Source organism: Nocardiopsis sp. iso_238 (genome assembly GCF_056173325.1).
Genome location: NZ_CM149668.1, coordinates 2,756,433 through 2,777,800 on the forward strand (window position 1 = coordinate 2,756,433; position 21,368 = coordinate 2,777,800).

The following is a 21,368-nucleotide window of genomic DNA, read 5'->3' on the forward strand; positions in this document are numbered from 1 at the left end:
GGGTGACCCTTCGCGGAGGAGAGTGGGCGGGTGGTGAGGTTAGGCTAACCAATATCATGGCCACTCGGCAATGCCCGCATCAGCGACAAAGGGGTCATCCCTTGGTCGGAGGTCGTGCGAGCGGTGACTACGCTGGGCCAGTCGAGACGACCCTCGGTCCCCTCACCTCCACGTCCCCAGCCCGAACGGAGTCGCCCCGTGACCGCGGCCCCCGCCAACGCCACCCCGGCCGCCGCCGAACCGGTCCCCACCACCGCGAAGGAACTGCGCTCACGCACCCTGCGCCGCCACCGGGGCCGGGTGACCCTCGGCGTCCTCCTGCTCTCCCTCCACCAGGTCTGCGAGGTCCTCGTCCCGGTCGCGATCGGCCTCACCATCGACCTCGCCGTCTCCACCGGCGACCTCACCGCGCTGCTGTGGTGCGTGGGCGGCCTGGCCCTGCTCTTCACCTGCCTGGCCCTCGCCTACCGCTCCGGCGCCCGCCTCACCCTGAGCTCCGTCGAACGCGAGGCCCACCTGCTGCGCCTGGAGTCCGCCCGCCGCGTGCTGCACCCCCGGGGCGAGCGCAGCGGCCTGCGCTCCGGAGAGGTCCTGGCCGTGGCCACCTCCGACGCCGAACAGGCCGCCTCCTACGTACGCGCGTGGTCCGTGGGCATCGCCCAGGTCACCGCGATCGCCGTCACCACCGTGGTCCTGCTCACCATCAACCTCCCCCTCGGCCTCGGCGTGCTCCTCGGCGTCCCGCTGATGCTCCTCCTGCTGCGGATCCCCGCAGCCCGCATCACCCGCCGCACCGAGGCCAAACAGGCCACCGCCGCCCGCGCCACCGCGATGGCCACCGACCTCGTCGGCGGCCTGCGCGTGCTCATGGGCATCGGCGCCCGGCACAACGCCTCCCTGCGCTACCACGGGGTCAGCGACACCGCCCTGACCGCCTCCGTGGGCGCCGCCGCCACCAACGGCCTCTACAAGGGCCTGGTCACCGCCACCGGGGCGGTCTTCCTCGCCTGTGTCGCGGGAACCGCCGGATGGATGGCGCTCCAGGGGCACCTCACCATCGGTGAACTCGTCATCGTGGTCGGCCTCGCCCAGTTCCTCGCCGAACCCGTCCAGGCCCTCGGCCTGGTCGGCCAGATGTTCGCCGTCGCCCGTGCCTCCGCCCAGCGCATGGTCCGCCTCCTGAACGCGCCCGACGCCGTCAGCCCCGGCGACCGGATCCTGCCGCACACGCTCCCCGAGGTCCCCCACGCGGTGGAGCTCCGGGACGTCACCCACCGCACGCTCGACGGGGTCGACCTGACCCTGGCCCAGGGCGAACTGGTCGCCGTGCTCACCACGGACCCCCGCGACGCCGAGGCCCTCGTGGACCTCCTGGCCGGACGGGCCGACGGGGCCGGGGGCACCGCCCTCGTGGGAGGCGTGCCGGTCCCCGAACTCGACCTCACCTCACTGCGCCGCACCGTCCTGGTCGAGGAGCACGGCAGCGTCCTGTTCGAGGGCACGCTCCGCTCCAACCTCGCCGTCGGCCGCGCCGACGAACCCGCCCTGTCCGCCGCGCTGACGGCGGCCGCCGCAGAGGACCTGGTGACCGGCCACCCCGACGGCCTCGACCGGCCCGTCACCGACCGCGCCGCCAACCTCTCCGGTGGCCAGCGCCAACGCGTCGCCCTGGCCCGCGCCCTCGTCGCGGACCCGCCCGTACTGGTCCTGCACGACCCCACCACGGCGGTCGACGCCGTCACGGAGGCCGCCATCGCCCAGGGCACCGCCGACCTGCGCGCCCGCAGGGCCCCCGGCGGCGCCACCCTGGTCATCGCCAGCAGCCCCGCGCTGCTGGCCCGCGCCGACCGCGTGGTGGTCCTGCGGGAGGGCCGGGTGCACGCCGAGGGCACCCACGCACGACTGGCCGAGGACGACCCCCACTACCGCGAGGCGGTGCTGCGTTGAGCACGGAACCGATCACCAGGACCGAGCCCCCGGAGGCCGAACCCCAGGCCCCGGCGGCGCCCGGCCCCGAACTCCTGCCCACCGCCGACGCCGGGCGCACCTGGGCCGTCCTCGGTGACGGCCTCAGGTCCATCCCCTGGGCGACCGCCCTGGCCCTGCTCACCGTCCTCGGGGGCAGCACCGCCGGGCTGGTCGCCCCCTGGGTGCTCGGTTCGATGGTCGACGACATCTCCGCGGGGGCGGGCCTGGACGCGATCCTGCGATCGGCCGGGCTCATCGCCGGGGCCGCCGTGGTCGGGGGAGTCCTGGCGGGGCTCGGCGCCTGGCAGGTCAGCCGGGTCGGGGAGACCGTCCTCGCCCGGCTGCGCGAACGCGTGATGGAACGCGTCCTGCACATGCCCGCCGCCCGGCTGGAGCGGGTCCGCATCGGTGACCTGCTCTCCCGGGTCGGTGACGACGTCGCCGTGGTCACCAACGCCATCGCGCGCAACGGCCCGGAGGTCGTCACCGCCCTGGCCATGGTCGTGCTCACCACCGCCGGGATGGCCGCCCTGGACTGGCGCCTGGGCCTGGCCGGACTCGCGGCCCTGCCCTTCTACGTGTGGGCGGTGCGGTGGTACATGCCCCGCTCGGGCCCCTACTACGCGCGCGAACGGATCGCCATGGGGGAGCGCTCGCACGCGCTCATGGGCGCCCTGCGCGGCCGGGGCACCGTCCGTGCCTACCGCCTGGAGGAGGAGCACGAAGAGGTCATCGCGGACCGCTCCCGCACCGCGATGCGGCTCACCATCGACGTGTTCTACCTCTTCACGCGGCTCGGTGCGCGGATGAACGGTTCGGAGTTCGTCGGGCTGGGCGCCGTCCTGGTCGTGGGCTTCTTCCTGGTGCGTGGCGAACTCGCCACCGTCGGCATGGTCACCGCCGCCGCCCTGTTCTTCCACCGGCTCTTCGGCCCCATCGGGTTCCTGGTGATGAACTTCAACGACGTCCAGCAGGCCGGGGCGAGCCTGGCCCGGCTGGCCGGGGTCATCGACCTGCCCGTGGCCGAGGACCCGCGCGCCGAGGAGGGCCCCGCCGGCTCCTCCCTGCAGGTGGAGGCCGTCAGCCACGCCTACGCGCCGCGGGCGCCCAAAGCGCTGGACGGCGTCACCCTCAGGGTCGCCGCCGGTGAGCGGGTCGCGCTCGTGGGCGCCAGCGGGGCGGGCAAGACCACCCTGGCCGCCGTGGTCAGCGGCCTGCGCGCCCCCACCTCCGGAACGGTGCTCCTGGGTGGGGTCCCGCTGGACGAGCTCGGTGAACAGCGCGTCCGCGAGCACGTCTTCCTGGTCAGCCAGGAGACCCACGTGTTCGCGGGGACCCTCCTGGACGACCTGCGCCTGGCGCGCGCCGAGGCCGACCCCAGCGAGGTGGAGAGCGCTCTGGAGACCGTGGGCGCCCTCGACTGGGTGCGCGCCCTGCCCGAGGGTCTGGAGACGGTCGTCGGTGAGGGCGGGCACGCGCTCACCGCCGAGCAGGCCCAGCACCTGGCCCTGGCCCGCCTGGTCCTGGCCGACCCGGACCTGGCGGTGCTCGACGAGGCCACCGCCGAGGCGGGGAGCTCGGGCGCGCGCCGTCTGGAGAACGCGGCGGTCGCCGCCACGAAGGGCCGCACCACCCTGGTGGTCGCGCACCGCCTCACCCAGGCGCAGACGGCCGACCGCGTCGTCGTCATGGACCAGGGCCGGATCGTGGAGGAGGGCACCCACGACCGGCTCGTCGCGGACGGCGGCCGCTACGCGAGGCTCTGGCACAGCTGGCAGGGCTGACCCGCTCCCGGGTCGGGAGGGAGGGGGCGTCCACGCGCGTGGGCGCCCCCTCCTGTTGCCGGACGGTGTCCCGTGCGGTGCTCCGTGTGATGCGCCGAACAGGGGATATCGGCCGATTCGTCCCATGTGTGCAACTAGTATCTATGTCGTATCCAACGTGGGAGGTCGAGTGAGCGCGAGTGGCGTCGGCGGGCGGGAACCGGTGGTCGCGGCCGCCACGGAGCCGGAGTCGGCGGCGGGACGTGCCTACACCGTCGTGCGGAACCGGATCCTGGACGGTGAGTTCGAGGACGGCAGCATGCTCAGCGAGGGCCGGATCGCCACCGAGCTCGGCATGAGCCGCACCCCGGTACGCGAGGCCTTCCTCCAACTCCAGGCGGAGGGGTGGATGCGCCTGTACCCCAAACGCGGCGCGATGGTGCGTCCGGTCCCGCCGCACGAGTTCCGTGAGGTCCTCCAGGCCCGCCAGATCATCGAGTCCGCGGCGGTGCGCACCGTGTGCGCCTCCCGCGGCGGCTCCGAGCGGCTGGTGCGCCGCCTGCGTGAGGTGACCGAGGACCAGCGGCGCGCCTGGGAGGAGGACGACCTCGCCGCCTTCACCCTGGCCGACGTCGAGTTCCACCGGGAGGTGGTCGCCGCGGGCGGCAACTCCATCCTCCAGGGCTTCCACCAGCTCCTCCAGGACCGCCACCGCCGCATGACCACCCAGTCGGTCAGCGACGACACCACCCGGGCCCAGCTCGTGCTCGACCAGCACTCCGGGCTGGCCCGGCTCATCGAGGAGGGTGACGCCGAGGGCTTCGCCCGGGCCATCGCCGAGCACCTCAACGACATCCACGGCTTCACCGTCTGACACCCCACCCGCCCCCCGCGCCCCCCTTCCCTGACCCCGAACCTGAGAAGGAAGCCCGACCCATGGCCACCATCGAGGCCCACAGACCACGCGGGGACGCACCGTCCAGGAGCGGGCGCCGCCGGGCCCTGCCCGGTTGGCTCGCCGTCTGCGGCACCCTCTTCGCCGTCGCGTGGGGCGGCAACGAGTTCACCCCGCTGCTGGTCATGTACCGCCTGGACAGCGGCATGAGCGTGCAGGTCGTCAACATCCTGCTCGGCGCCTACGTGCTGGGCATCGTGCCCGCGCTGCTCGTGGGCGGTCCGCTCTCCGACCGCCACGGGCGCCGCCCCCTCATGTTCCCCGCGCCGGTGCTGTGCGTGATCGGCAGCGGTCTGCTGGCCCTGGGGGCGGACTCGGTCGCCCTGCTGTTCGCCGGGCGCGTGTTCTCCGGAATGGCGCTCGGCCTCGTGATGGCGGTGGGCACCAGCTGGGTCAAGGAGCTGTCCCAGCCACCCCACGACCTCCGTGCCACAGCGGGGTCCGGGGCGGCGCGCGCCTCGCTCGCGCTCACCCTCGGCTTCCTCCTGGGCGCGGTGGTCGCGGCCACCATCGCCCAGTTCGCGCCGATGTCCGCCGTCCTGCCCTACGCGGTCAACATCGTGATCACCGTGCTGCTGGCGGTGGCCCTGCTGCGGGTCCCCGAGACCCACGCGCGGGGGACGGTTCCCGGCAGGCTCCTGGACGACCTGCGGGTACCGGCCGCGCTGCACCGCCGGTTCCTGCTCGTGGTCGTGCCCATGGCGCCGTGGATCTTCGGGACGTCCGCCAGCGCCTACGCGATCCTGCCCAACCTGCTCGCACCCGAGGTCCCCGGCTACGAGGTCGGTTTCTCCGGGCTGCTGTGCATGGTGGCGCTGGCCAGCGGTGTCCTCAGCCAGCAGGTGGCCAAGCGCGTGGACAGCCCGCACTCCGCACGCGCCGTCGTGGCGGCGCTGGCCACCGCCGCCGTCGGCATGGCCCTGGCGGTGTGGGCCTCGGCCGTCCTCACGATCCCGGCCGCACTGGTGGCGGCCGCGGTGCTGGGCGCCGCCTACGGCCTGTTGCTGGTGTCCGGTCTCCAGGAGGTCCAGCGCATCGCGGGACCCGACCGCCTGGCCGGGCTGACCGCCGTCTACTACTCGCTGGCCTACCTGGGGTTCTTCGTCCCCGCGACCCTCGCGGCGCTGACCGGTTGGTTCGGCTACCCGACCATGTTCGCGGTCGGAACCGGACTCGCGCTGCTGTGCGTCCTGGCCGTCACCCTGTCCTGGCGCCGCCACCTGCCCGCACGCTGACCCCTCAGCACTCCGGCGGGAACTCGTCGGTGCCCACCAGGGCCCCCTCGCCGCTGGTGTGCGTACCCAGGTACACGCCGTCGTCGGCGGCGAGGAGCTCGGTGTCGAAGCCCAGCGTGGCGATGTCGTGCTCTGCGTCGTCCGCCAACCCGGCGGCGGAGGTCACCCCCAGGGTGTACTCGGTCTCCGGGGAGGCGGGCACCACCCGGTAGGCCGGGGCGCCGTCCATGTCGGTGATGGTCCAGTCCTCCCCGGGGGCGGCCAGGTCCACCTCGATCCGGTCGCCCTCGAACTCACGGGTGGCGTTCAGCCGCCACCCGTGCTCCTCCGAGGCCAGGTCGATCCGCGCGGGCGGGCTCTCACCGCACCAGGTCACCAGGACCACGGGGAACTGGTGGCGCGCGGAGAAGTGTCCGGTGGCGACGGCGCCCACCGCCCCGCCGTCGGGCGCGCAGGCGGACAGGAGCAGACAGGCCGGGGGGAGGAGCGCCAGGTGTCGCAGGGTGGCGCGGTCGAGGACTGACATGCCGCGATTGTGCCAACCTCTGTCGCGTGCCGTGCGGCGTGTGCGGCGGGTCCGGGAGCGGGTGCACGGGATCACCACAGGTCACGTCAGGCCTCCGGGAAATACCGCGCGCCGTGCCGCTTCGGCGTGTCCCGTCGGCGTGGGTGCGTCTCCGATTCGTGACACGCCCCGCCCTTGACCTAGGTCTCCGGGGTTGCGAAGGATGGCGACGTCGGTTTTCGGTGACATGTGACACATGGGGCGGTACGTCACCGCGCGACGGGTCGGCCGCCCGGAGAGGTATGCGTATGCGTTCACGGCGGTGGTCGATCGCGGCCGCGGGACTGGGGCTGACGCTCATGGCCACGGCGTGCGGGGGCGGCGGAGGCGGTGCCGCAGACCAGGTGGAGGTGTTCTCCTGGTGGACCGGCGGCGGCGAGGAGGCCGGGCTGAACGCCCTCATCGAACGCTTCGAGGAGCAGAACGAGGGGATCGAGTTCGTCAACGCCGCCGTGGCAGGGGGATCGGGCACCAACGCCCAGGCCGTGCTGGAGGGGCGTCTCCAGAGCCAGGATCCACCCGACTCCTTCCAGGGGCACGCGGGGGCCTCCCTCCAGGACTACGTGGAGGCGGGCTACCTGGCTCCCCTGGACGACTTCTTCGACGAGCAGGGACTGCGCGAGGCCTACCCCGACCAGCTGGTCGAGCAGATCTCCTACGAGGACAGCGTCTACTCGGTCCCGGTGAACATCCACCGGTCCAACGTGATGTGGTTCAACCCCTCGCTGCTGGAGGAGGCCGGGGTGGACGGGCCACCGGAGACCCTGGACGAGCTGGTCGAGGCCTTGGAGGCCGTGGCCGCCGAGACCGACGCCATCCCCATGGCGGTGGGCGCCCAGTGGACCGTCGACCACCTGCTGGAGTCGGTGCTGCTGGGCTCACTCGGCACCGACGCCTACAACTCCCTGTGGGAGCCGGGCGCCGACTGGGACACCCCGGAGGTGGCCGAGGCGCTGGAGACCTTCGAGACCATCATGTCCCACACACAGGAGGAATCCGCCGCCGAGGACTGGCAGGAGGCCTCCCGCCGGGTGTCCGAGGGCGAGGCCGCCTTCAACATCATGGGTGACTGGGCCGCCGGGTACTTCGACGAACTGGGAGCGCTCCCCCAGGAGGACTACGACTGGGCGCCCTCACCCGGCACGGACGGCACGTACATGTGGCTGTCGGACAGCTTCACCCTCCCGGCGGGCGCCCCCAACGAGGAGAACGCCCGCGCCTGGCTCGAACTGGTCGCCAGCCAGGAGGGCCAGGACCTGTTCAACCCCCTCAAGGGCTCCATCCCGGCCCGCTCCGACGCGGACCCGGCCAAGTACGCGGACAGCCCCTACCTGGAGTCCGCCCTGGCCGAGTGGCAGGCCGGACCGCAGCTGGCGGGCTCGTTCTGGCACGGCGTGACCGTGGGCAACCGGTGGAAGAACGACATCGACACCGCGGTCGGCCTCTACCTCCAGAACGAGGACCTGGAAGCGCTCAACGCGGCCCTGCACGAGGCCGCCCAGTCCGAATGAGCACGTCCACCGAGCCCGGGGCCGCCGCGCACGGCGGCCCCGGCCATCCGAAGCGTCCCGCCACGGGACCCCGCGCGCGCCCGACCCGGCTCCGCCGGGCACTGACCAGGTCCCGCACGTGGCTCCCGGGCCTGCTGCTGGTCTCCCCGTCGATCCTGCTCATCGGCGTGTTCGTCTACGGCATGATCGGCTGGAACACCCAGCTGGCGCTGAGCGACAAACACGCCCCGATCCAGGACGGCTCCTTCGTGGGGCTGACCAACTTCGTCCAGCTGTGGCAGGAGGCCCGCTGGCCCGCCGCCGTGACCAACGCGGTGGTGTTCACCGTGGTGTTCGTCGGCGGAGCGCTGTTCCTCGGCTGGCTCCTGGGCCTGCTGCTGGACAAGGGCATCCGGGGCGAGGCGGTGTTCCGGACCCTCTTCCTCGCCCCGATGGCCGTGTCCTTCATCGCCACCGGTGTCGTGTGGCGTTGGCTGATGAACCCGGCGCCGGCCGAGCGCGCCACCGGACTCAACGCCCTGTTCGTCCACTTCAATCTGGACTTCCTGGTCAACGACTGGTGGACCGCGCCCGACCTCGGCATGGCGGCGATGGCGCTGCCCGCCGTGTGGCAGCTGGCCGGGTACGTCATGGCACTGTTCCTGGCCGGGTTCCGCGGGGTTCCCGAGGAACTGCGCGAGGCGGCCCGGGTGGACGGTTGCTCGGAGTGGGGCGTGTACTGGCGGGTGGTCATGCCGCAGCTGCGCCCGGTCACCCTGAGCGCCGTCATCATCCTGGGCCACATGTCCCTGAAGGTGTTCGACCTGATCATCGCGGTGGCGGGGCAGCAGATCGTCGCGGACGTCCCCGCCGTGTACATGTGGGCGATGGTCTTCGAGGTCCGGGACCCGGCCAAGGGGGCCACCATCGCGTCCTACCTGCTGCTCGCCGTGGCGGTGTTCGTGATCCCCTACCTGGTCTGGACCGTGCGCAAGGAACGGAGCGAGGGCCGATGACCCAGAGCGCACCCGGGCGCGTGAGCGCCCCCACGGGCGTGGGCGCCGGAAGCAGTCCGCGCGGACGGGCGGTCCGGTTCACCGTCCTGCTGGTCCTGGCGGCGCTGTTCCTGCTGCCCATGTACGTGCTGGCGGTGACCGGGTTCAAGCCCTTCTCGGAGGCCACCGCGGCACGGGCGTGGCTCCTGCCGCGCGAGTGGAGCCTGGAGGGGTGGTCCACGGCCTGGTCGGCGCTGGCCCCCGGGCTGTGGAACAGCGTGCGCATGGCCGTGCCGAGCGCGGTCATCTCCGCCGTGCTCGGCTCCATGAACGGCTACGTGCTGGCGCGCTGGCGCTTCCCCGGCGCGGACACGGTGTTCACGCTGTTCCTGTTCGGGATGTTCATCCCCTACCAGGCGGTGATGATCCCCCTCCAACAGATGCTGGTGGGCGCCGACCTCATGGGCGGGCTGTTCCCGCTCATCCTGGCGCACACGGTGTACGGCATCCCGATCTGCACGCTCATCTTCCGCAACTACTACGCGAGCATCCCGGGGTCCCTCATCGAGGCGGCGCGGGTGGACGGCGCCGGTCTGCTGCGCACGTACGCCCACGTGGTGCTGCCGGTGTCGGCACCGGCGTTCGCGGTCACGCTGATCTGGCAGTTCACCTCCGCGTGGAACGACTTCCTCTTCGCGGTGTTCCTGACCGGGCCCAACAGCTGGCCGGTGACGGTGCAGCTGAACAACGTGGCCGGGTCCATGGTGGTGCCCTACAACCAGCAGATGGCGGCGGCGGTGCTGGCCTCGCTGCCGACGCTCCTCATCTACCTGGTGCTGGGGCGGTACTTCATGCGGGGCCTCATGGCGGGTGCCCTCAAGGGCTGATCTCCGCGGCCGCCGGGGTGCGCCCCGACGGCCGCACCCGTCAGCCCCGGGCCGCCGAGTACACGCTCAGGTGTGTGTGGGCCAGGGAGAACAGCGGGGTGGGCACCCCGAGCTCGCGGCCTCTGGCGACCAGGTCCCCGACGATGTGGTCGCCCTCCACCGGGTTGTCGTGGGTCAGGTCCCAGTACATGGACGTGGACGTGTCGCGCTCGGTGTCGGAGATGACCCGGTCGGCGAACCCCCGGATCCGGTCGCTGGGCGGGTACCCGGCGGCGGTGGCCACGGCGATCGCCTCGGCGAACATCCCCGCGCTGAACTCGGAACCGCCCGGGGCGCGGTTGACCCTGCCGATGGGGGCGCGCATGAGGCAGGTGACGGCGCCCAGACTGGCCAGGAAGACCCACTTGTCCCACATCTCCTGCCGGATGTCCTTGGTGGGGCGGGCGGTGAACCCGGCCTCCTCCAGGGCGCCGTGGACCCGGTCCAGGTCCACCACGGGGGAGTCGGAGAGCGGGCCGTAGACCAGCTCTCCCATCCGGCCCACCTCCACGATGCCGCCGTCCTCGTCCAGGCGGGTCATCACCATGCACACCCCGCCGTACACCCGGTCCCGGCCGAACCGCTCCACCAGGACGTCCAGGTGCCGCATGCCGTTGAGGAAGGGGACCACCACCGTCCCGGGGCCCACCGCCGGGGCGAGGTCCTCGACGGCTCCCTCGAGGCCGTAGGACTTGACCGAGAGCAGGACCAGGTCGTAGTCGTCGGTGAGCTCGTCCCGGGTCACCGGCCGGACGGGGATGTTCTCGGTGCGGCCGTCCAGGGAGTGGATGTTGAGGCCGTGCTCCCGCAGGAGCTCGGCGCGCGCGGGCCGGACCAGGATGTCGACGTCGCGACCTGCCTGGACGAGCCGCCCGCCGAAGTAGCCGCCGACCGCTCCCGCACCCACGACAAGGATCTTCATGTCTCTCCTGGTTCAGCCCGATGGATCAGGCAAAACGTATGACGGTGGGACACGGCACCGCAAGGGGCGCCCCTGGCGCCTGTGGACAACCCGGTCCGGCGCCCGGATGACGAGGGCGGGGTACGGACGGCCAGGGCCAGCGCGGCCAGGTCCAGGAGCCCGCGGAACACGGAGGCGGCCTTCCAGTTCCACAGGGCTCCGATCCACGTCGGACGCCGCCGAGGGGATCGCCGGGAGCACACCGATGAGAGGAAGTCGTCGGTCTGGACCGTGAAGGCGGCCAGCACGAGGGGGAGGAGCCACAGGGGAGGCAGACGGGAACCACGCATGGAATGAAAGCAACAGTTGTTTCCCTTGTTCCCGTTCCGAGCCCGGTGCGCGGCGCCGGGCTCACCTCTTCCCGGAGGTCCTGGCTGGTGGGGGTACTGCCAGGGCCTCCCTGGCGGCCGAGCTCCGATCTACCCTGGGTGGCATGGACAAGCGAGCCGAAGTGCGTGCGTTCCTCATGTCGCGGCGCGCCCGGATCACGCCCGAGGAGGTCGGCCTGCCAACCGGTGTGAAGCGTCGGGTGCAGGGCCTGCGCCGCAGCGAGGTCGCGACCCTGGCCGGTGTGAGCGTGGAGTACTACACCCGGATGGAACGCGGCGCGATCAGCGGCGCGTCCCCGGAGGTGCTCAACAGCCTCGCCAGGGCCCTGCGGCTGGACGACGCCGAGCGGGCGCACCTGTTCGACCTCGCGCACGCGTCGAGCCCGGTGGCCCGACCGCCCAAACGGCGGAGCGCGAGGACCTGGACCCCGCACGACAGCCTTCAGTGGACGCTCGACGCGATCACCGCCGGGCCCGCGTTCGTCCGCAACGGGCGCATGGACCTGCTGGCGGTCAACGCGCTGGCGCGGGCGTTCTACAAGGACGTGTACGCCATGCCGGGACAGCCGCCCAACGTCGCCCGGTTCACCTTCCTCGACGACCGCTCCCGGACCTTCTTCCCCGACTGGGACCTGTTCGCGGAGGTCACGGTCGCGATCCTGCGCACGGAGGCGGGTCGGGACCCGCACAACAAGGAGCTGCACGACCTGATCGGTGAACTCTGCACCCGCAGCGACGAGTTCCGCCACCTCTGGGGCGCGCACGACGTCCGTCACCACGGCACCGGGTTCAAGACCTTCGACCACCCCGTCGTCGGTGAGATGACCCTGGCCTACGAGGGTTTGGAACTGGCCGCCGAGCCGGGGCTGACACTCACCGTCTACACCGCCGAGCCCGGATCGCCCTCCTCTGAGCGGATGAGCCTGCTCGCCTCCTGGGGAGCCGGTGAGTACGACGCGGAGCGGGCTGTCAGCGACTCACCGTGAGGACCGGCGCCGGGGGTAAAACCGGGGCCAGGACGCGGACAACCCCGGCGCCTCGCGAAGGGTCCCGGGAGGCGCCGGAGCCATCATGGGCACGACACCACCGCACGGGAGGACCGCCATGGAACTCGTCACCGACACCGCGACCCTCAGGGGTCCCGCCGAACGCTTCACCGGCGACGTCTACCTCACCATGATCGAGGCGCCCGCCGAACCCGCCCGCCTGGCCGCCGCGCTGGTGCGCTTCACGCCCGGCGCGCGCACGAACTGGCACTCCCACGCCCTGGGCCAGGTTCTGCACGTCACCGACGGGGTCGCGCTCGTGGGCACCCGCGACGGCACCGTCGTGCGGGCCGCCGCGGGGCAGACCGTCCGGTGCCCGCCCGGTGAGGAGCACTGGCACGGCGCCACCGACGCTGCGTTCATGTCCCACCTCGCCCTGGTCGTCGGGGACGGCGGCGGGGACGGCACCACCTGGCTGGAGCCGGTCACGGACGGGCAGTACGCCGAGGCCCTGGCCTCCGGCCGCTGACCGCCCTCAGGCCTCGGGGATGTCACGGCCGAAGGCCTCGGGGGTGACCGACTCGGGGTCGGGACCTCCCCGGACACCGGTGTCGAGCGCGTCGATCGCGGTGAGCTGGTCGATGGTGAGCTCGAAGTCGAAGACGTCGAAGTTCGCGGCGATCCGTTCGGGTCGGACCGACTTCGGGATCGCGGAGCGGCCCTCCTGCAGGTGCCAGCGGAGCATGACCTGGGCGGGCGTCCGTTCGTGGGCCGCCGCGATCTCCCGGATCACCGGGTCGTCGAAGGTGGACCGCTCACCGTGACCCCGGTAGCTGGTGATGCCGCCCATCGGTGACCAGGCCTGGGTCAGGACGTCCTGATCGGCGTCGGCCGCCTGGGCGTCGGTCTGGGTGAAGTAGGGGTGCACCTCGATCTGGTTCACCGCAGGAACGACGTCGGTCCGCTCCAGCAGGTCGGCCAGGGGCCCGGGCATGAAGTTGCTGACGCCGACCGCCCGGACGCGTCCGTCGTCCAGCAGGGTCTCCAGCGCCTTGTACGCCTCGACGGTCAGGTCGAAACGCGTCGGAACGGGCTGGTGGAGCAGGAGGAGGTCGATCTGCTCCACACCGAGCTTGCCCGCGCTCTTCTCGAAGGCGTGCAGGGTCTGGTCGTAGCCGTAGTCACTGATCCAGACCTTCGTCTCGATGAACACCTCGGACCGGTCCAGCCCCGAACGACGGATGCCCTCACCGACCTCGCGCTCGTTGAAGTACGCGGCGGCGGTGTCGATGAGCCGGTACCCGACGCGGAGGGCCTCGGCGACGGACTCGGCGGTGGCCTCGGGCGGGTTCTGGAAGACACCGAAGCCCAGCGCGGGCATCTCCACGCCGTTGTTCAGGGTCAGGTTCATGTTCGTGCTTCCTTGGGTCGTCGGATCAGGGAAGTTCGGTGCACGCCTCGACACTCTCCGTGATGGCCGGTGCCCGTTCATGATGTCGAAGGAACGCGGGGATCCGCCCGAGCGGTCGGGGGTCGGTGTGTCGCCGGGTCAGTGTCCGCTCGCCCGGTTCTGCGCGGGGGAGGCCGCGAGGCTCCCGGGCAGCCCCAGGCGTTCCTCGGACGGGCCGCCGGGCTCGGCGGCGAAGGCGAACACGAACCAGTCCGGGTTCGCGGGCAGGTCCAGCGCCTCGTGGGTGAGCTCCAGGTCCCCGACGGCGGGGTGGTGGAGCGCGTGACGCCGGATCGGGTGAACGGAGGCCACACCCGTCCCTGAGCTCCCTGTCGGATATGAGCAACCAACGAATTCGGTATTGCAGTGGGGCGTATCAATGTATATCGGTAATTGCCCCACTATGGGCTTTAATTCATGGAATGTTCGAGCAGGGGCGGCCTGATGTGGCCAGGAAATTTCCTTTTCCTGCCCGACCTCCTCGCCTAACGTCGTGGGTGGACGCGGTGACGCGCGACCGATCCATTCCGGTCGTGGTGGTAACCGGTGTCCCCAATCGAATGAGGGAATCCATGTCTGCCAAGAAGCGATTGTTCGCCGCCGCCGCGACGGTGGCCGCCGTCGCCGTCGCCGGTGTGCTCGGCACGGCCGCGACGGCCTCGGCCGCGAGCGTCCCCCTGGTCGAGGCGCAGGCCACCTACATCTACCTCTACGAACACGACGACTACAAGGGCGGGTCCTGGCGGACCTCCGGGAGTGACCGCAACCTCTCCGGCAACTGTTGGAGCGGATCGGGCTGCCGTATCGTCAACGACAACGCCAGTTCGATGAAGAACCAGAAGTCCAGCGACGCCTCCTTCCACGAGCACGCGGAGTACAAGGGGCCCTCCTACTACGCGCAGAGGAACTCGTCCGACAAGGACCTGACCAACAACGGATTCGACAACAAGATCAGCTCGATCCGGGTCTGGTGACCGGTGTGCCGGGAAAGCCGTGCGCGGCCTTCCCGGCACCCTTCCGCTGGAGAACCGATGAAACGAATTCTCACGGTGGCCGGAGCGCTGTGCTTCGCCGTTGGTCTCGCCGCCTGCGGCGTCCAGGACGAGGCCGACGGAGACCGCTATCTTCCCGCGGGGGAGAATGTGCGGTCGCTGACCCTGCCCTTCGACGCGTACACGCTCTCCCCCTTCGAGATGAGAACGCTCGACTACGCCGAGGACCTGCTCGTGCGCGACTGCATGCGGGGACGCGGTATGGACTGGCGGGTGCTTCCCGCCCCGGAGGAGGAGGGAACGGACCCCGCGCACCGACGGCGCTACGGCGTGATCGAGGCGGAGGTGGCCGAGCGGTACGGTTACGGCGCGCCGCCCGGGTCGGCGGACGAGGTCCTCGTGGAGGAGACGCGGGAGGACCGGCTCACCCTCCTGGCCACCGAGCACCGGGCGGCCTACGGGAGCGAGAGTGGAGCGGGGTGCCTCGAGGAGGCGGGCGGGGACGCCATGGCGGGTGTCCCGGACATGGACCACGGCCTGCTGAACTCCTACATCCACGCCGGCTTCGAGGCCTCCCGGAACGCGCCCGCGGTGGCCGACGCCTTCTCCGCCTGGAGCGCGTGCATGACGGACCGGGGCTTCGACTACCCCACACCGTCCGAGGCGTCGGACGACGCGCGTTGGACGGGCGGGGAGGAAGGCCCGTCAACCGAGGAGGCCGAGGTGGCGACGGCGGACGTGGCCTGCAAGGAGCACGCCTCGGTGGTCCGGGTCTGGCGCGACGCCGAGGCGGCGGAGCAGGAGGAGCTGATCCAGGAACACCCCGAGGACTTCGCGCTCTTCGCCCAGGTGAAAGAGGTCAGACTGGAGACGGCGCGCACGGTGCTCGAACGCCTCGGAGGCTAGCGGGCCCGCCGACCGTCGCGCAGAGCGACACCACGGGCACGGAACGTGGAATAGTCGACGGCATGACTGAACCAACCGATCGCTCCGGGTCCCCGACGTGCGCGACGGCGGCGGCGACCCTCCCCGACGCCCGGGAGGGCCGGGAACACGGTGTCGCCCCGCCGGTCGCCTCCTGGTCGCCCCGCACCTAGACACCCATCCCGAACGCCCGCACCCCGCCGTCGCGCTGCTCCGTGCCGCCGTCGAGCGTTCCCACGCCGGGTGAGTCCCGTCGCTCAGGGGCGCATCCAGGCGAACCGCTCATCCGGAACGGTAAAATACGGGACGAAGGATCCCGACGGGACGGCCCGTCGGACGAGCACACGAGCAGGGACGGCCCAGCAGAAACGGGTACCCACCCGTGCGAACTCAGCACATGCTCCGCAGCGTCCTGACCCCTGCGGTGATCATCCGACTGGTCCTGGGCTGGGGCGCGTTCATCGTGGCCCTCGTCGCCCAGCCGTTCCTGGCCGCGCACCTGCCGACCCCGGCCCTGGTCGCGGTCCTGGGCGCCATCGTCGCCGTCATCATCGTGTGTGCCTTCGGCGTCGTCGTCGAGGCCGAACACCTGGCACACCGCCTCGGTGACCCCTACGGCACGCTCATCCTCACACTCTCGATCGTGCTGATCGAGGTCATCCTCATCTCCGCGGTCATGCTCGGTCCCGGCGAACACGCCACGATCGCCCGTGACTCCGTCATGGCCGTGACGATGATCATCCTCAACCTCGTGATCGGCGCGTCCCTGCTCATCGGCGGGCTGCGCCACAGGGACATCCGCGCCAACAGCACCGGCGTGTCCACCTACCTGTCGCTGCTCGTGGTCCTCGGCACCGTCGCGTTCGCGCTGCCCGGCCTCATCGGTGAGGGCGGTGCCTACACGGCCGGGCAGGAGATCCCGATCATCATCCTCACGGTGATCCTCTACGTCGCCTTCCTCACGCGGCAGATGGGGGCCCAGCGCGACGACTTCAAGGAGGTCGTCTCCGTGGCGGGCACCCCGCTGGCCACGGAAGCGGGATCCCAGGACGTGGAGCAGGAGCGTTCCTCGGTCCTCGCCGTCATCTCCGAACACCGGTCCGAGGTGGTCGCCCGCGCGCTCGTGCTCGTGCTGACCGTCATCCCGATCGTGCTGCTGTCCCACGACATGGCCAGCCTCCTCGACGACGGTCTCGACCGCGCGGGCGCTCCGATCGCGCTGTCGGGCATCCTCATCGCGATGATCGTGTTCCTGCCCGAGACCCTGACCGCGATCCGCGCCGCCCTTGGCGGCGAGATCCAGCGGGTGAGCAACCTCTGCCACGGGGCGCTCGTCTCCACTGTCGGACTCACGATCCCCGCGGTGCTCATCATCGGGCTGCTCACCGGACAGACCGTCATCCTCGCGGAGGACCCGACCAACCTGCTGCTACTCGGGGTCACCCTGCTGCTGACCATGACGACCTTCTCCGGCAAACGGGTGACGGCCCTGCACGGAGCCGCACACCTCATGGTCTTCGTGCTCTACGGCATGACCGTGTTCGCCTGACCCGGTGTGGCCTCGCGGCGACCGTCGCGAGGCCACGCACCCGCTCCGCTCCGGGGCCACGCGCCCGGAATCACGGCACCTCCGCCTTGCCGGGCCGCCCCTCCTGGTCCGCGTGGCCTCACGACGGGTCCGGACCGCGGCTCTCTCCGGGGCTCCAGTCGGTGTTGAAGCCACCGAGGTGGCCATGGAACATCTCGTCACCGGTGTGCTGTGTGAATTCGACCTTCCAGCGCTCCGGCCCGACTCCTGTCAGATCCGCGCAGATCCCGATCATCGCGCGGGCGACCCGCTCACGTACGGCACGGTCACGACCCGAGCGGACATCGGCCATGACGAGTCCGGCCACGACGGGTTCTTCGCTGGTGCAACGCCACACACTCTCGGACCCGTGACCGTTGACCACCACGGTGACGATGTCGGGAACGGTGTCCATGATCCGGCTGTAGGCGGCACCCAGCCTGCGCGCCAACTCGCGTTTGGTGGTCCCTGCGAGCTCGACGGGTGCGTCCACCTGTAGAGACGGCATGTCCTCTCCTTCAAGGTCGGCTTCCTGTGACTGGCCGCTTCGGGGAGGGCGCTCAGGCGCGGTCACCGGCCCGGCGGGGGAGCATGACGGCGATCTGGCTGCGGATGTCCCGGACGATCTCCTCCACGCTCGCCGTGACATTCACCGACGCCGCCATGCTGAGGAACATGACGGCCGACACGATGTGCGCGAGTGTCGCGGCCTCGTGTTCACCGATCCCAGCGCGGCGGACGAGCACGGCGGCGATGGCCGCCTCGGTCCGGGCCGTGATCGCGAGTGCGTCCCGATGGCGGGGTTCCTCGGGGTCACCGAACACCATCTCGCGCAGGTAGGTGCGCCCGTTCTCGACCTGCGCACGGTTGCACTCCACGACCGCGCGCACGATGGCCATCACGGCATCCAGTACGTCGGCGACGCCCTCGGCGTCCCTGATCCCCCGCTCCAGCGACTCGGAGTAGTGGGAGTTCTGCACCAGCAGGAGGAGTTCGCCCTTGCTCCTGGCATAGAGGAACAGCGTGCCGGCGCCGATGTCGGCACGGTCCGCGATCTGCTGGGTCGTGACCTCGTCGGCCCCGTGCTCGGTGAAGAGTTCACTCGCCGCGGCGGTGATGCGTTCGAGCTTCTCCTGCTTGTTGCGCTCGCGTCGCCCCTGCGGCCGGGAGGCGGATGGCATCGTGCCCTCCTCGGGAATGGAATCCGACCGTGCTCAGTTATGAGCATAGTCAGTAATGTGTGGGCTCGGATATGTCCGGGTTCATTCTTCCACGCGGGCGTGGAGCGCTCCTTCCAGGCGGCGTGCACGATCGACCGATCCACGGAGCAGACGGCCCATGAGCAGTTCCTCGCTCCGACCGCCCTTCACCCCCGGACGGGTGGAACCTCCGCACCGACACCCACCCCACCCCGGCCACGCTGACGGACCCCGCCAGCCCACCCGGATCCCACACAGCGAACAGTCGAGGAGACAGAACATGCCCGGAATCGATGGATCCGTCGTCCTGGTCACCGGAGCCAACGGCGGAATCGGTACGCAGTTCGTCCACGAGGCACTGGCGCGCGGCGCCACCAAGGTCTACGCCACCGCACGCAGGCCCCGAACCTGGGATGACGAGCGCATCGTCCCCCTGCGCCTCGACGTCACCGACCCGACCTCCATCCAGGAGGCCGTCGAAGCCGCCGGAGACGTGACCGTACTGGTCAACAACGCCGGGACCTCGGTGTCCAGCCCGGGCATCCTCACCCACACCGACGAGGAGATCCGCGCCAACGTCGAGACCAACTTCCTGGGCCCGCTCTTCCTCGCCCGTGCCTTCGCCCCCGTCCTGTCAGCGAAGGAGGCGTCGGCCCTCATCGACCTCCACTCGGCGCTGAGCTGGTACGCCGTGGCCGGAATCTACAGTGCCACCAAGGCCGCCCTGTGGTCGGCGACCAACTCCCTGCGCCTGGAGCTCGCACCTCAGGGGGTACACGTCCTCGGAGTACACGTGGGCTACGTCGACACCCCGATGGCCGCTCACACCACCGATCCGAAGACCGACCCCGCCGACCTGGTGCGCACCGTGTTCGACGCCACCGAGGCCGGGCAGTACGAAGTCCTCGCCGACGAGAGCTCGGTCCAGGCCAAGGCCGGTCTCAGCGCTCCGGTCGAGGTGGTCTACCCGCAGCTCGGCGCCACGAGCGACTGAGCCGACCGGGTGCCGCGGCCGTGTGCCACACGGCCGCGGCGCCCGGCGTCAACGGGTGAGGAACTCCACGGCGACGGGGGAGAACTCCCGGTGGTACTGGAAGATGCCCCCGTGGCCCGAATCCGGGTAGATGACCAGTTCGGAGCCGGGGATGCGGTGGTGCAGGTCCTCGGAGAGCACAGAGGGCACCATGCGGTCGTTGTCCCCGTTGGCGATCAGGGTGGGCTGGGTGATCACCGAGAGGTCGGCGGGTGCCGAGCGTCCCCACCGCTTGATCGCCTTCAACTGCTTCTGGAAGGCCCTGACCCTGATGGGCGCGTCGCGATCCGAGGTGCGTTCCCCGAGCCGCTCCACGAACGCCTTCCCCGCCTTCCTGCCGGTGGCGTTCCGGTTGAAGAACAGGTACTCCTTCGGGTCCGACCGGGTCAGGGCGGCCCGTGCCATGTCGTAGTAGGTGGTCCCGGCGACCTTGTCGATGCCCTTTCCCCCGGCGGGACCGGTACCGGTGAGGATCAGCCTGCGGACCAGTCCGGGGCGCTCGACCACCAGGGCCTGGGCGATCATGCCGCCGAGGGAGAAGGAGAAGACGTCGATCTCCTCGAACCCGAGGGCCTCGACGAAGGTGGCCGCGTCGGCGGCCATCGCCTCCACGGTGTCGGGGCCCTCACCGGTCGAGGCCCCGACGCCACGGTTGTCGAAGGCGATGACGTGTCGTTCCCCGGCGATGGGATCGACGACGCGCGGGTCCCAGTTGTCCAGGGTCGCGGCCAGGTGCACGAAGAACACGACGGGGACGCCCCCTCTCGGCCCGAGCTCCCGGTAGGCGTAGGTCACCCCGCTCGCGGTGACCGTGCGGGTCGGTGCCTTCGCGTACGAGGTGTTGACCGGCTCGTTGCTGGTGCTGCTCATGATGACCCCTGATGGTGTACGGGCACGCGGTTCTCGACGAGGTGGACGACGTTGTGGAAGGGAGGGTCAGGTGCGGCTGATCACCGCCTTGCCCCGGACTCCTCCCTCGGCCAGCTCCTGGAGGGCCTGGGGGGTCCTTTCGAAGGGGAACACCCTCCCCACGACGGGGCGCAGCTCTCCGGCGTCGACGAGGGCGCTGATCCGGCGCAGCTGGTCACCGTCGGCGCGCATGAACAGGAACTCGTACGTCACACCGAGTTTCCTCGCCTGGCGGCGGATCCTCGCGCTCAGACCGGTGATCGCCAGGCGCAGCAGTGGGTTCAGACCGATCTCGCGGGCGAAGTCAGGGTCGGGTGGTCCGGAGATCCCGATCGCCCTCCCCCCGGGACGGAGCACACGCAGCGACCTCTCCAGGTTCCTGCCGCCCAGGCTGTCCAGGACAAGGTCGTAGCCGTTCAGCACCTGCTCGAAGTCCTGGCTGCGGTAGTCGATGACGGTGTCCGCGCCCAGCTCCCGGACGAAGTCGGCGTTGGCGGCGCTGGCGGTCGTCGCCACGTGCGCGCCGAGGTGTTTGGCGAGCTGGACGGCGATCGACCCGACACCGCCGGCGCCCGCGTGGATGAGGACCCTCTGCCCCGGCCCCACGTCGCCGCGTTCGACGAGTGCCTGCCAGGCGGTGAGCGCGACCAGAGGTAGTGACCCCGCCTCCACGAAGGACAGCGACGAGGGTGCGGGGGCCAGGTCGGTCTCGGCGACGGCGATGCGTTCGGCGAAGGTGCCGATCCGGTCCTTGCCGGGCCGGGCGTACACCCGGTCGCCGGTTGTGAAGCCCCGGACGTCGGCTCCGACGCCGACGACCGTCCCGGCGACGTCGTTGCCCAGGATCAACGGGAACCCGTAGGGCAGGATCTGCTTGAACTCACCGGCGCGGATCTTCTCATCCAGCTGGTTCACCCCGGCGGCCTCCACCCGCACGAGCACGTCGTGATCCCCCACCACCGGTTCGGGGACCTCGGCCTCCCGCAGCTTGTCCTTGTACCTGGTGATGACGAAAGCCTTCATCGGTGTCGCCCCTTCTCCGTGACGTGGTGGCGCGAATCTCCGCGCACCCTGCGAGAGGTCCGTCCCGCCGCATGGAACCCGTGAGGTTCGGAGTGGAG

At 71.0% G+C, this 21,368-nt stretch carries 22 protein-coding genes; 14 read left to right on the forward strand and 8 right to left on the reverse strand.

The annotated features are described in order from the left end of the window. Positions 1-198 precede the first annotated feature (198 nt). From AC0VYL_RS12230 to AC0VYL_RS12245, 4 genes are all read left to right on the forward strand, one after another. Positions 199-1,947, forward strand: coding sequence for an ABC transporter ATP-binding protein (locus AC0VYL_RS12230; RefSeq protein WP_475483190.1), 1,749 nt, complete (start codon positions 199-201; stop codon positions 1,945-1,947). Further along, entirely contained in the window at positions 1,944-3,752 is a 1,809-nt protein-coding gene (locus tag AC0VYL_RS12235; RefSeq protein ID WP_475483191.1) for an ABC transporter ATP-binding protein, read from the forward strand. The genes AC0VYL_RS12230 and AC0VYL_RS12235 overlap by 4 nt, the downstream gene beginning before the upstream one ends. Before the next feature lie 169 nt (positions 3,753-3,921). Continuing rightward, a complete protein-coding gene (locus tag AC0VYL_RS12240; RefSeq protein ID WP_475483192.1) occupies positions 3,922-4,605 on the forward strand; it encodes a GntR family transcriptional regulator in 684 nt (227 codons plus the stop codon). A 62-nt stretch (positions 4,606-4,667) separates the two neighbouring features. Further along, entirely contained in the window at positions 4,668-5,921 is a 1,254-nt protein-coding gene (locus tag AC0VYL_RS12245; RefSeq protein WP_475483193.1) for an MFS transporter, read from the forward strand. 4 nt (positions 5,922-5,925) lie between these two features. Here the strand turns inward: AC0VYL_RS12245 and AC0VYL_RS12250 are convergent, their stop codons facing one another. Beyond that, entirely contained in the window at positions 5,926-6,447 is a 522-nt protein-coding gene (locus AC0VYL_RS12250; RefSeq protein ID WP_475462864.1) for a hypothetical protein, read from the reverse strand. A 287-nt stretch (positions 6,448-6,734) separates the two neighbouring features. Here AC0VYL_RS12250 and AC0VYL_RS12255 point away from each other — a divergent pair, with 287 nt between their 5' ends. Genes AC0VYL_RS12255 through AC0VYL_RS12265 form a run of 3 tightly spaced genes read left to right on the forward strand, consistent with a single transcriptional unit; the run spans position 6,735 to position 9,858 of the window. Further along, positions 6,735-7,997: an ABC transporter substrate-binding protein gene (locus AC0VYL_RS12255; RefSeq protein ID WP_475462865.1), complete on the forward strand. Its 1,263-nt coding sequence runs from the start codon at positions 6,735-6,737 to the stop codon at positions 7,995-7,997. Then, a complete protein-coding gene (locus AC0VYL_RS12260) occupies positions 7,994-8,992 on the forward strand; it encodes a carbohydrate ABC transporter permease (protein WP_475462866.1) in 999 nt (332 codons plus the stop codon). Before AC0VYL_RS12255 ends, AC0VYL_RS12260 begins: the two co-directional genes overlap by 4 nt. Continuing rightward, positions 8,989-9,858: a carbohydrate ABC transporter permease gene (locus AC0VYL_RS12265; protein WP_475483194.1), complete on the forward strand. Its 870-nt coding sequence runs from the start codon at positions 8,989-8,991 to the stop codon at positions 9,856-9,858. The genes AC0VYL_RS12260 and AC0VYL_RS12265 overlap by 4 nt, the downstream gene beginning before the upstream one ends. Before the next feature lie 40 nt (positions 9,859-9,898). Here the strand turns inward: AC0VYL_RS12265 and AC0VYL_RS12270 are convergent, their stop codons facing one another. Beyond that, positions 9,899-10,819: a ketopantoate reductase family protein gene (locus tag AC0VYL_RS12270; protein WP_475483195.1), complete on the reverse strand. Its 921-nt coding sequence runs from the start codon at positions 10,817-10,819 to the stop codon at positions 9,899-9,901. Positions 10,820-11,291: 472 nt separating this feature from the next. Here AC0VYL_RS12270 and AC0VYL_RS12275 point away from each other — a divergent pair, with 472 nt between their 5' ends. Together AC0VYL_RS12275 and AC0VYL_RS12280 are read left to right on the forward strand one after the other, a co-directional pair. Beyond that, the gene (locus tag AC0VYL_RS12275; RefSeq protein WP_475483196.1) at positions 11,292-12,173 is read left to right on the forward strand and encodes a helix-turn-helix transcriptional regulator; all 882 of its coding nucleotides are present in this window, start codon (positions 11,292-11,294) and stop codon (positions 12,171-12,173) included. A 118-nt stretch (positions 12,174-12,291) separates the two neighbouring features. Then, positions 12,292-12,702 (forward strand): (R)-mandelonitrile lyase, encoded by a 411-nt coding sequence (locus AC0VYL_RS12280; protein ID WP_475483197.1) that lies wholly within the window; start codon positions 12,292-12,294, stop codon positions 12,700-12,702. A 6-nt stretch (positions 12,703-12,708) separates the two neighbouring features. Here the strand turns inward: AC0VYL_RS12280 and AC0VYL_RS12285 are convergent, their stop codons facing one another. Both AC0VYL_RS12285 and AC0VYL_RS12290 read right to left on the reverse strand, forming a co-directional pair. Further along, on the reverse strand, positions 12,709-13,584 hold the full coding sequence (locus AC0VYL_RS12285; RefSeq protein WP_475483198.1) for an aldo/keto reductase: 876 nt from the start codon (positions 13,582-13,584) through the stop codon (positions 12,709-12,711). 138 nt (positions 13,585-13,722) lie between these two features. Then, the gene (locus AC0VYL_RS12290) at positions 13,723-13,935 is read right to left on the reverse strand and encodes an MmyB family transcriptional regulator (protein ID WP_475483199.1); all 213 of its coding nucleotides are present in this window, start codon (positions 13,933-13,935) and stop codon (positions 13,723-13,725) included. A 260-nt stretch (positions 13,936-14,195) separates the two neighbouring features. On the opposite strand from AC0VYL_RS12290, the gene AC0VYL_RS12295 reads away from it, so the two are divergent. From AC0VYL_RS12295 to AC0VYL_RS12310, 4 genes are all read left to right on the forward strand, one after another. Then, entirely contained in the window at positions 14,196-14,597 is a 402-nt protein-coding gene (locus AC0VYL_RS12295) for a peptidase inhibitor family I36 protein (RefSeq protein WP_475462873.1), read from the forward strand. Between the two features lie 57 nt (positions 14,598-14,654). Further along, complete coding sequence (locus AC0VYL_RS12300; RefSeq protein ID WP_475483200.1) at positions 14,655-15,521, forward strand: LptM family lipoprotein; 867 nt, start codon at positions 14,655-14,657, stop codon at positions 15,519-15,521. A gap of 62 nt (positions 15,522-15,583) precedes the next feature. Then, a complete protein-coding gene (locus AC0VYL_RS12305) occupies positions 15,584-15,712 on the forward strand; it encodes a hypothetical protein (RefSeq protein ID WP_475462875.1) in 129 nt (42 codons plus the stop codon). A 209-nt stretch (positions 15,713-15,921) separates the two neighbouring features. Continuing rightward, entirely contained in the window at positions 15,922-17,088 is a 1,167-nt protein-coding gene (locus tag AC0VYL_RS12310; RefSeq protein WP_475483201.1) for a calcium:cation antiporter, read from the forward strand. A gap of 118 nt (positions 17,089-17,206) precedes the next feature. Here the strand turns inward: AC0VYL_RS12310 and AC0VYL_RS12315 are convergent, their stop codons facing one another. Beyond that, a complete protein-coding gene (locus AC0VYL_RS12315) occupies positions 17,207-17,614 on the reverse strand; it encodes a hypothetical protein (protein ID WP_475483202.1) in 408 nt (135 codons plus the stop codon). A gap of 52 nt (positions 17,615-17,666) precedes the next feature. Continuing rightward, positions 17,667-18,287: a TetR/AcrR family transcriptional regulator gene (locus AC0VYL_RS12320; RefSeq protein WP_475483203.1), complete on the reverse strand. Its 621-nt coding sequence runs from the start codon at positions 18,285-18,287 to the stop codon at positions 17,667-17,669. A 298-nt stretch (positions 18,288-18,585) separates the two neighbouring features. Between AC0VYL_RS12320 and AC0VYL_RS12325 the strand changes: the two genes are divergently transcribed. After that, on the forward strand, positions 18,586-19,299 hold the full coding sequence (locus tag AC0VYL_RS12325) for an SDR family oxidoreductase (protein ID WP_475483204.1): 714 nt from the start codon (positions 18,586-18,588) through the stop codon (positions 19,297-19,299). Between the two features lie 48 nt (positions 19,300-19,347). Here the strand turns inward: AC0VYL_RS12325 and AC0VYL_RS12330 are convergent, their stop codons facing one another. Beyond that, positions 19,348-20,208 (reverse strand): alpha/beta fold hydrolase, encoded by an 861-nt coding sequence (locus AC0VYL_RS12330; RefSeq protein ID WP_475483205.1) that lies wholly within the window; start codon positions 20,206-20,208, stop codon positions 19,348-19,350. Between the two features lie 66 nt (positions 20,209-20,274). Continuing rightward, positions 20,275-21,270: an NADP-dependent oxidoreductase gene (locus AC0VYL_RS12335; RefSeq protein WP_475483206.1), complete on the reverse strand. Its 996-nt coding sequence runs from the start codon at positions 21,268-21,270 to the stop codon at positions 20,275-20,277. Between the last annotated feature and the right edge of the window lie 98 nt (positions 21,271-21,368).

Bases quoted from the DNA above. Each gene is read 5' to 3' on its own strand.
- AC0VYL_RS12330 (WP_475483205.1), bottom strand. From the start codon at position 20,208: ATGAGCAGCACCAGCAACGAGCCGGTCAACACCTCGTACGCGAAGGCA.
- AC0VYL_RS12280 (WP_475483197.1), top strand. From the start codon at position 12,292: ATGGAACTCGTCACCGACACCGCGACCCTCAGGGGTCCCGCCGAACGC.
- AC0VYL_RS12245 (WP_475483193.1), top strand. From the start codon at position 4,668: ATGGCCACCATCGAGGCCCACAGACCACGCGGGGACGCACCGTCCAGG.
- AC0VYL_RS12305 (WP_475462875.1), top strand. From the start codon at position 15,584: ATGACTGAACCAACCGATCGCTCCGGGTCCCCGACGTGCGCGACGGCG.
- AC0VYL_RS12265 (WP_475483194.1), top strand. From the start codon at position 8,989: ATGACCCAGAGCGCACCCGGGCGCGTGAGCGCCCCCACGGGCGTGGGC.
- AC0VYL_RS12255 (WP_475462865.1), top strand. From the start codon at position 6,735: ATGCGTTCACGGCGGTGGTCGATCGCGGCCGCGGGACTGGGGCTGACG.
- AC0VYL_RS12300 (WP_475483200.1), top strand. From the start codon at position 14,655: ATGAAACGAATTCTCACGGTGGCCGGAGCGCTGTGCTTCGCCGTTGGT.
- AC0VYL_RS12285 (WP_475483198.1), bottom strand. From the start codon at position 13,584: ATGAACCTGACCCTGAACAACGGCGTGGAGATGCCCGCGCTGGGCTTC.
- AC0VYL_RS12295 (WP_475462873.1), top strand. From the start codon at position 14,196: ATGTCTGCCAAGAAGCGATTGTTCGCCGCCGCCGCGACGGTGGCCGCC.
- AC0VYL_RS12315 (WP_475483202.1), bottom strand. From the start codon at position 17,614: ATGCCGTCTCTACAGGTGGACGCACCCGTCGAGCTCGCAGGGACCACC.
- AC0VYL_RS12325 (WP_475483204.1), top strand. From the start codon at position 18,586: ATGCCCGGAATCGATGGATCCGTCGTCCTGGTCACCGGAGCCAACGGC.
- AC0VYL_RS12335 (WP_475483206.1), bottom strand. From the start codon at position 21,270: ATGAAGGCTTTCGTCATCACCAGGTACAAGGACAAGCTGCGGGAGGCC.
- AC0VYL_RS12260 (WP_475462866.1), top strand. From the start codon at position 7,994: ATGAGCACGTCCACCGAGCCCGGGGCCGCCGCGCACGGCGGCCCCGGC.
- AC0VYL_RS12275 (WP_475483196.1), top strand. From the start codon at position 11,292: ATGGACAAGCGAGCCGAAGTGCGTGCGTTCCTCATGTCGCGGCGCGCC.
- AC0VYL_RS12320 (WP_475483203.1), bottom strand. From the start codon at position 18,287: ATGCCATCCGCCTCCCGGCCGCAGGGGCGACGCGAGCGCAACAAGCAG.
- AC0VYL_RS12250 (WP_475462864.1), bottom strand. From the start codon at position 6,447: ATGTCAGTCCTCGACCGCGCCACCCTGCGACACCTGGCGCTCCTCCCC.
- AC0VYL_RS12270 (WP_475483195.1), bottom strand. From the start codon at position 10,819: ATGAAGATCCTTGTCGTGGGTGCGGGAGCGGTCGGCGGCTACTTCGGC.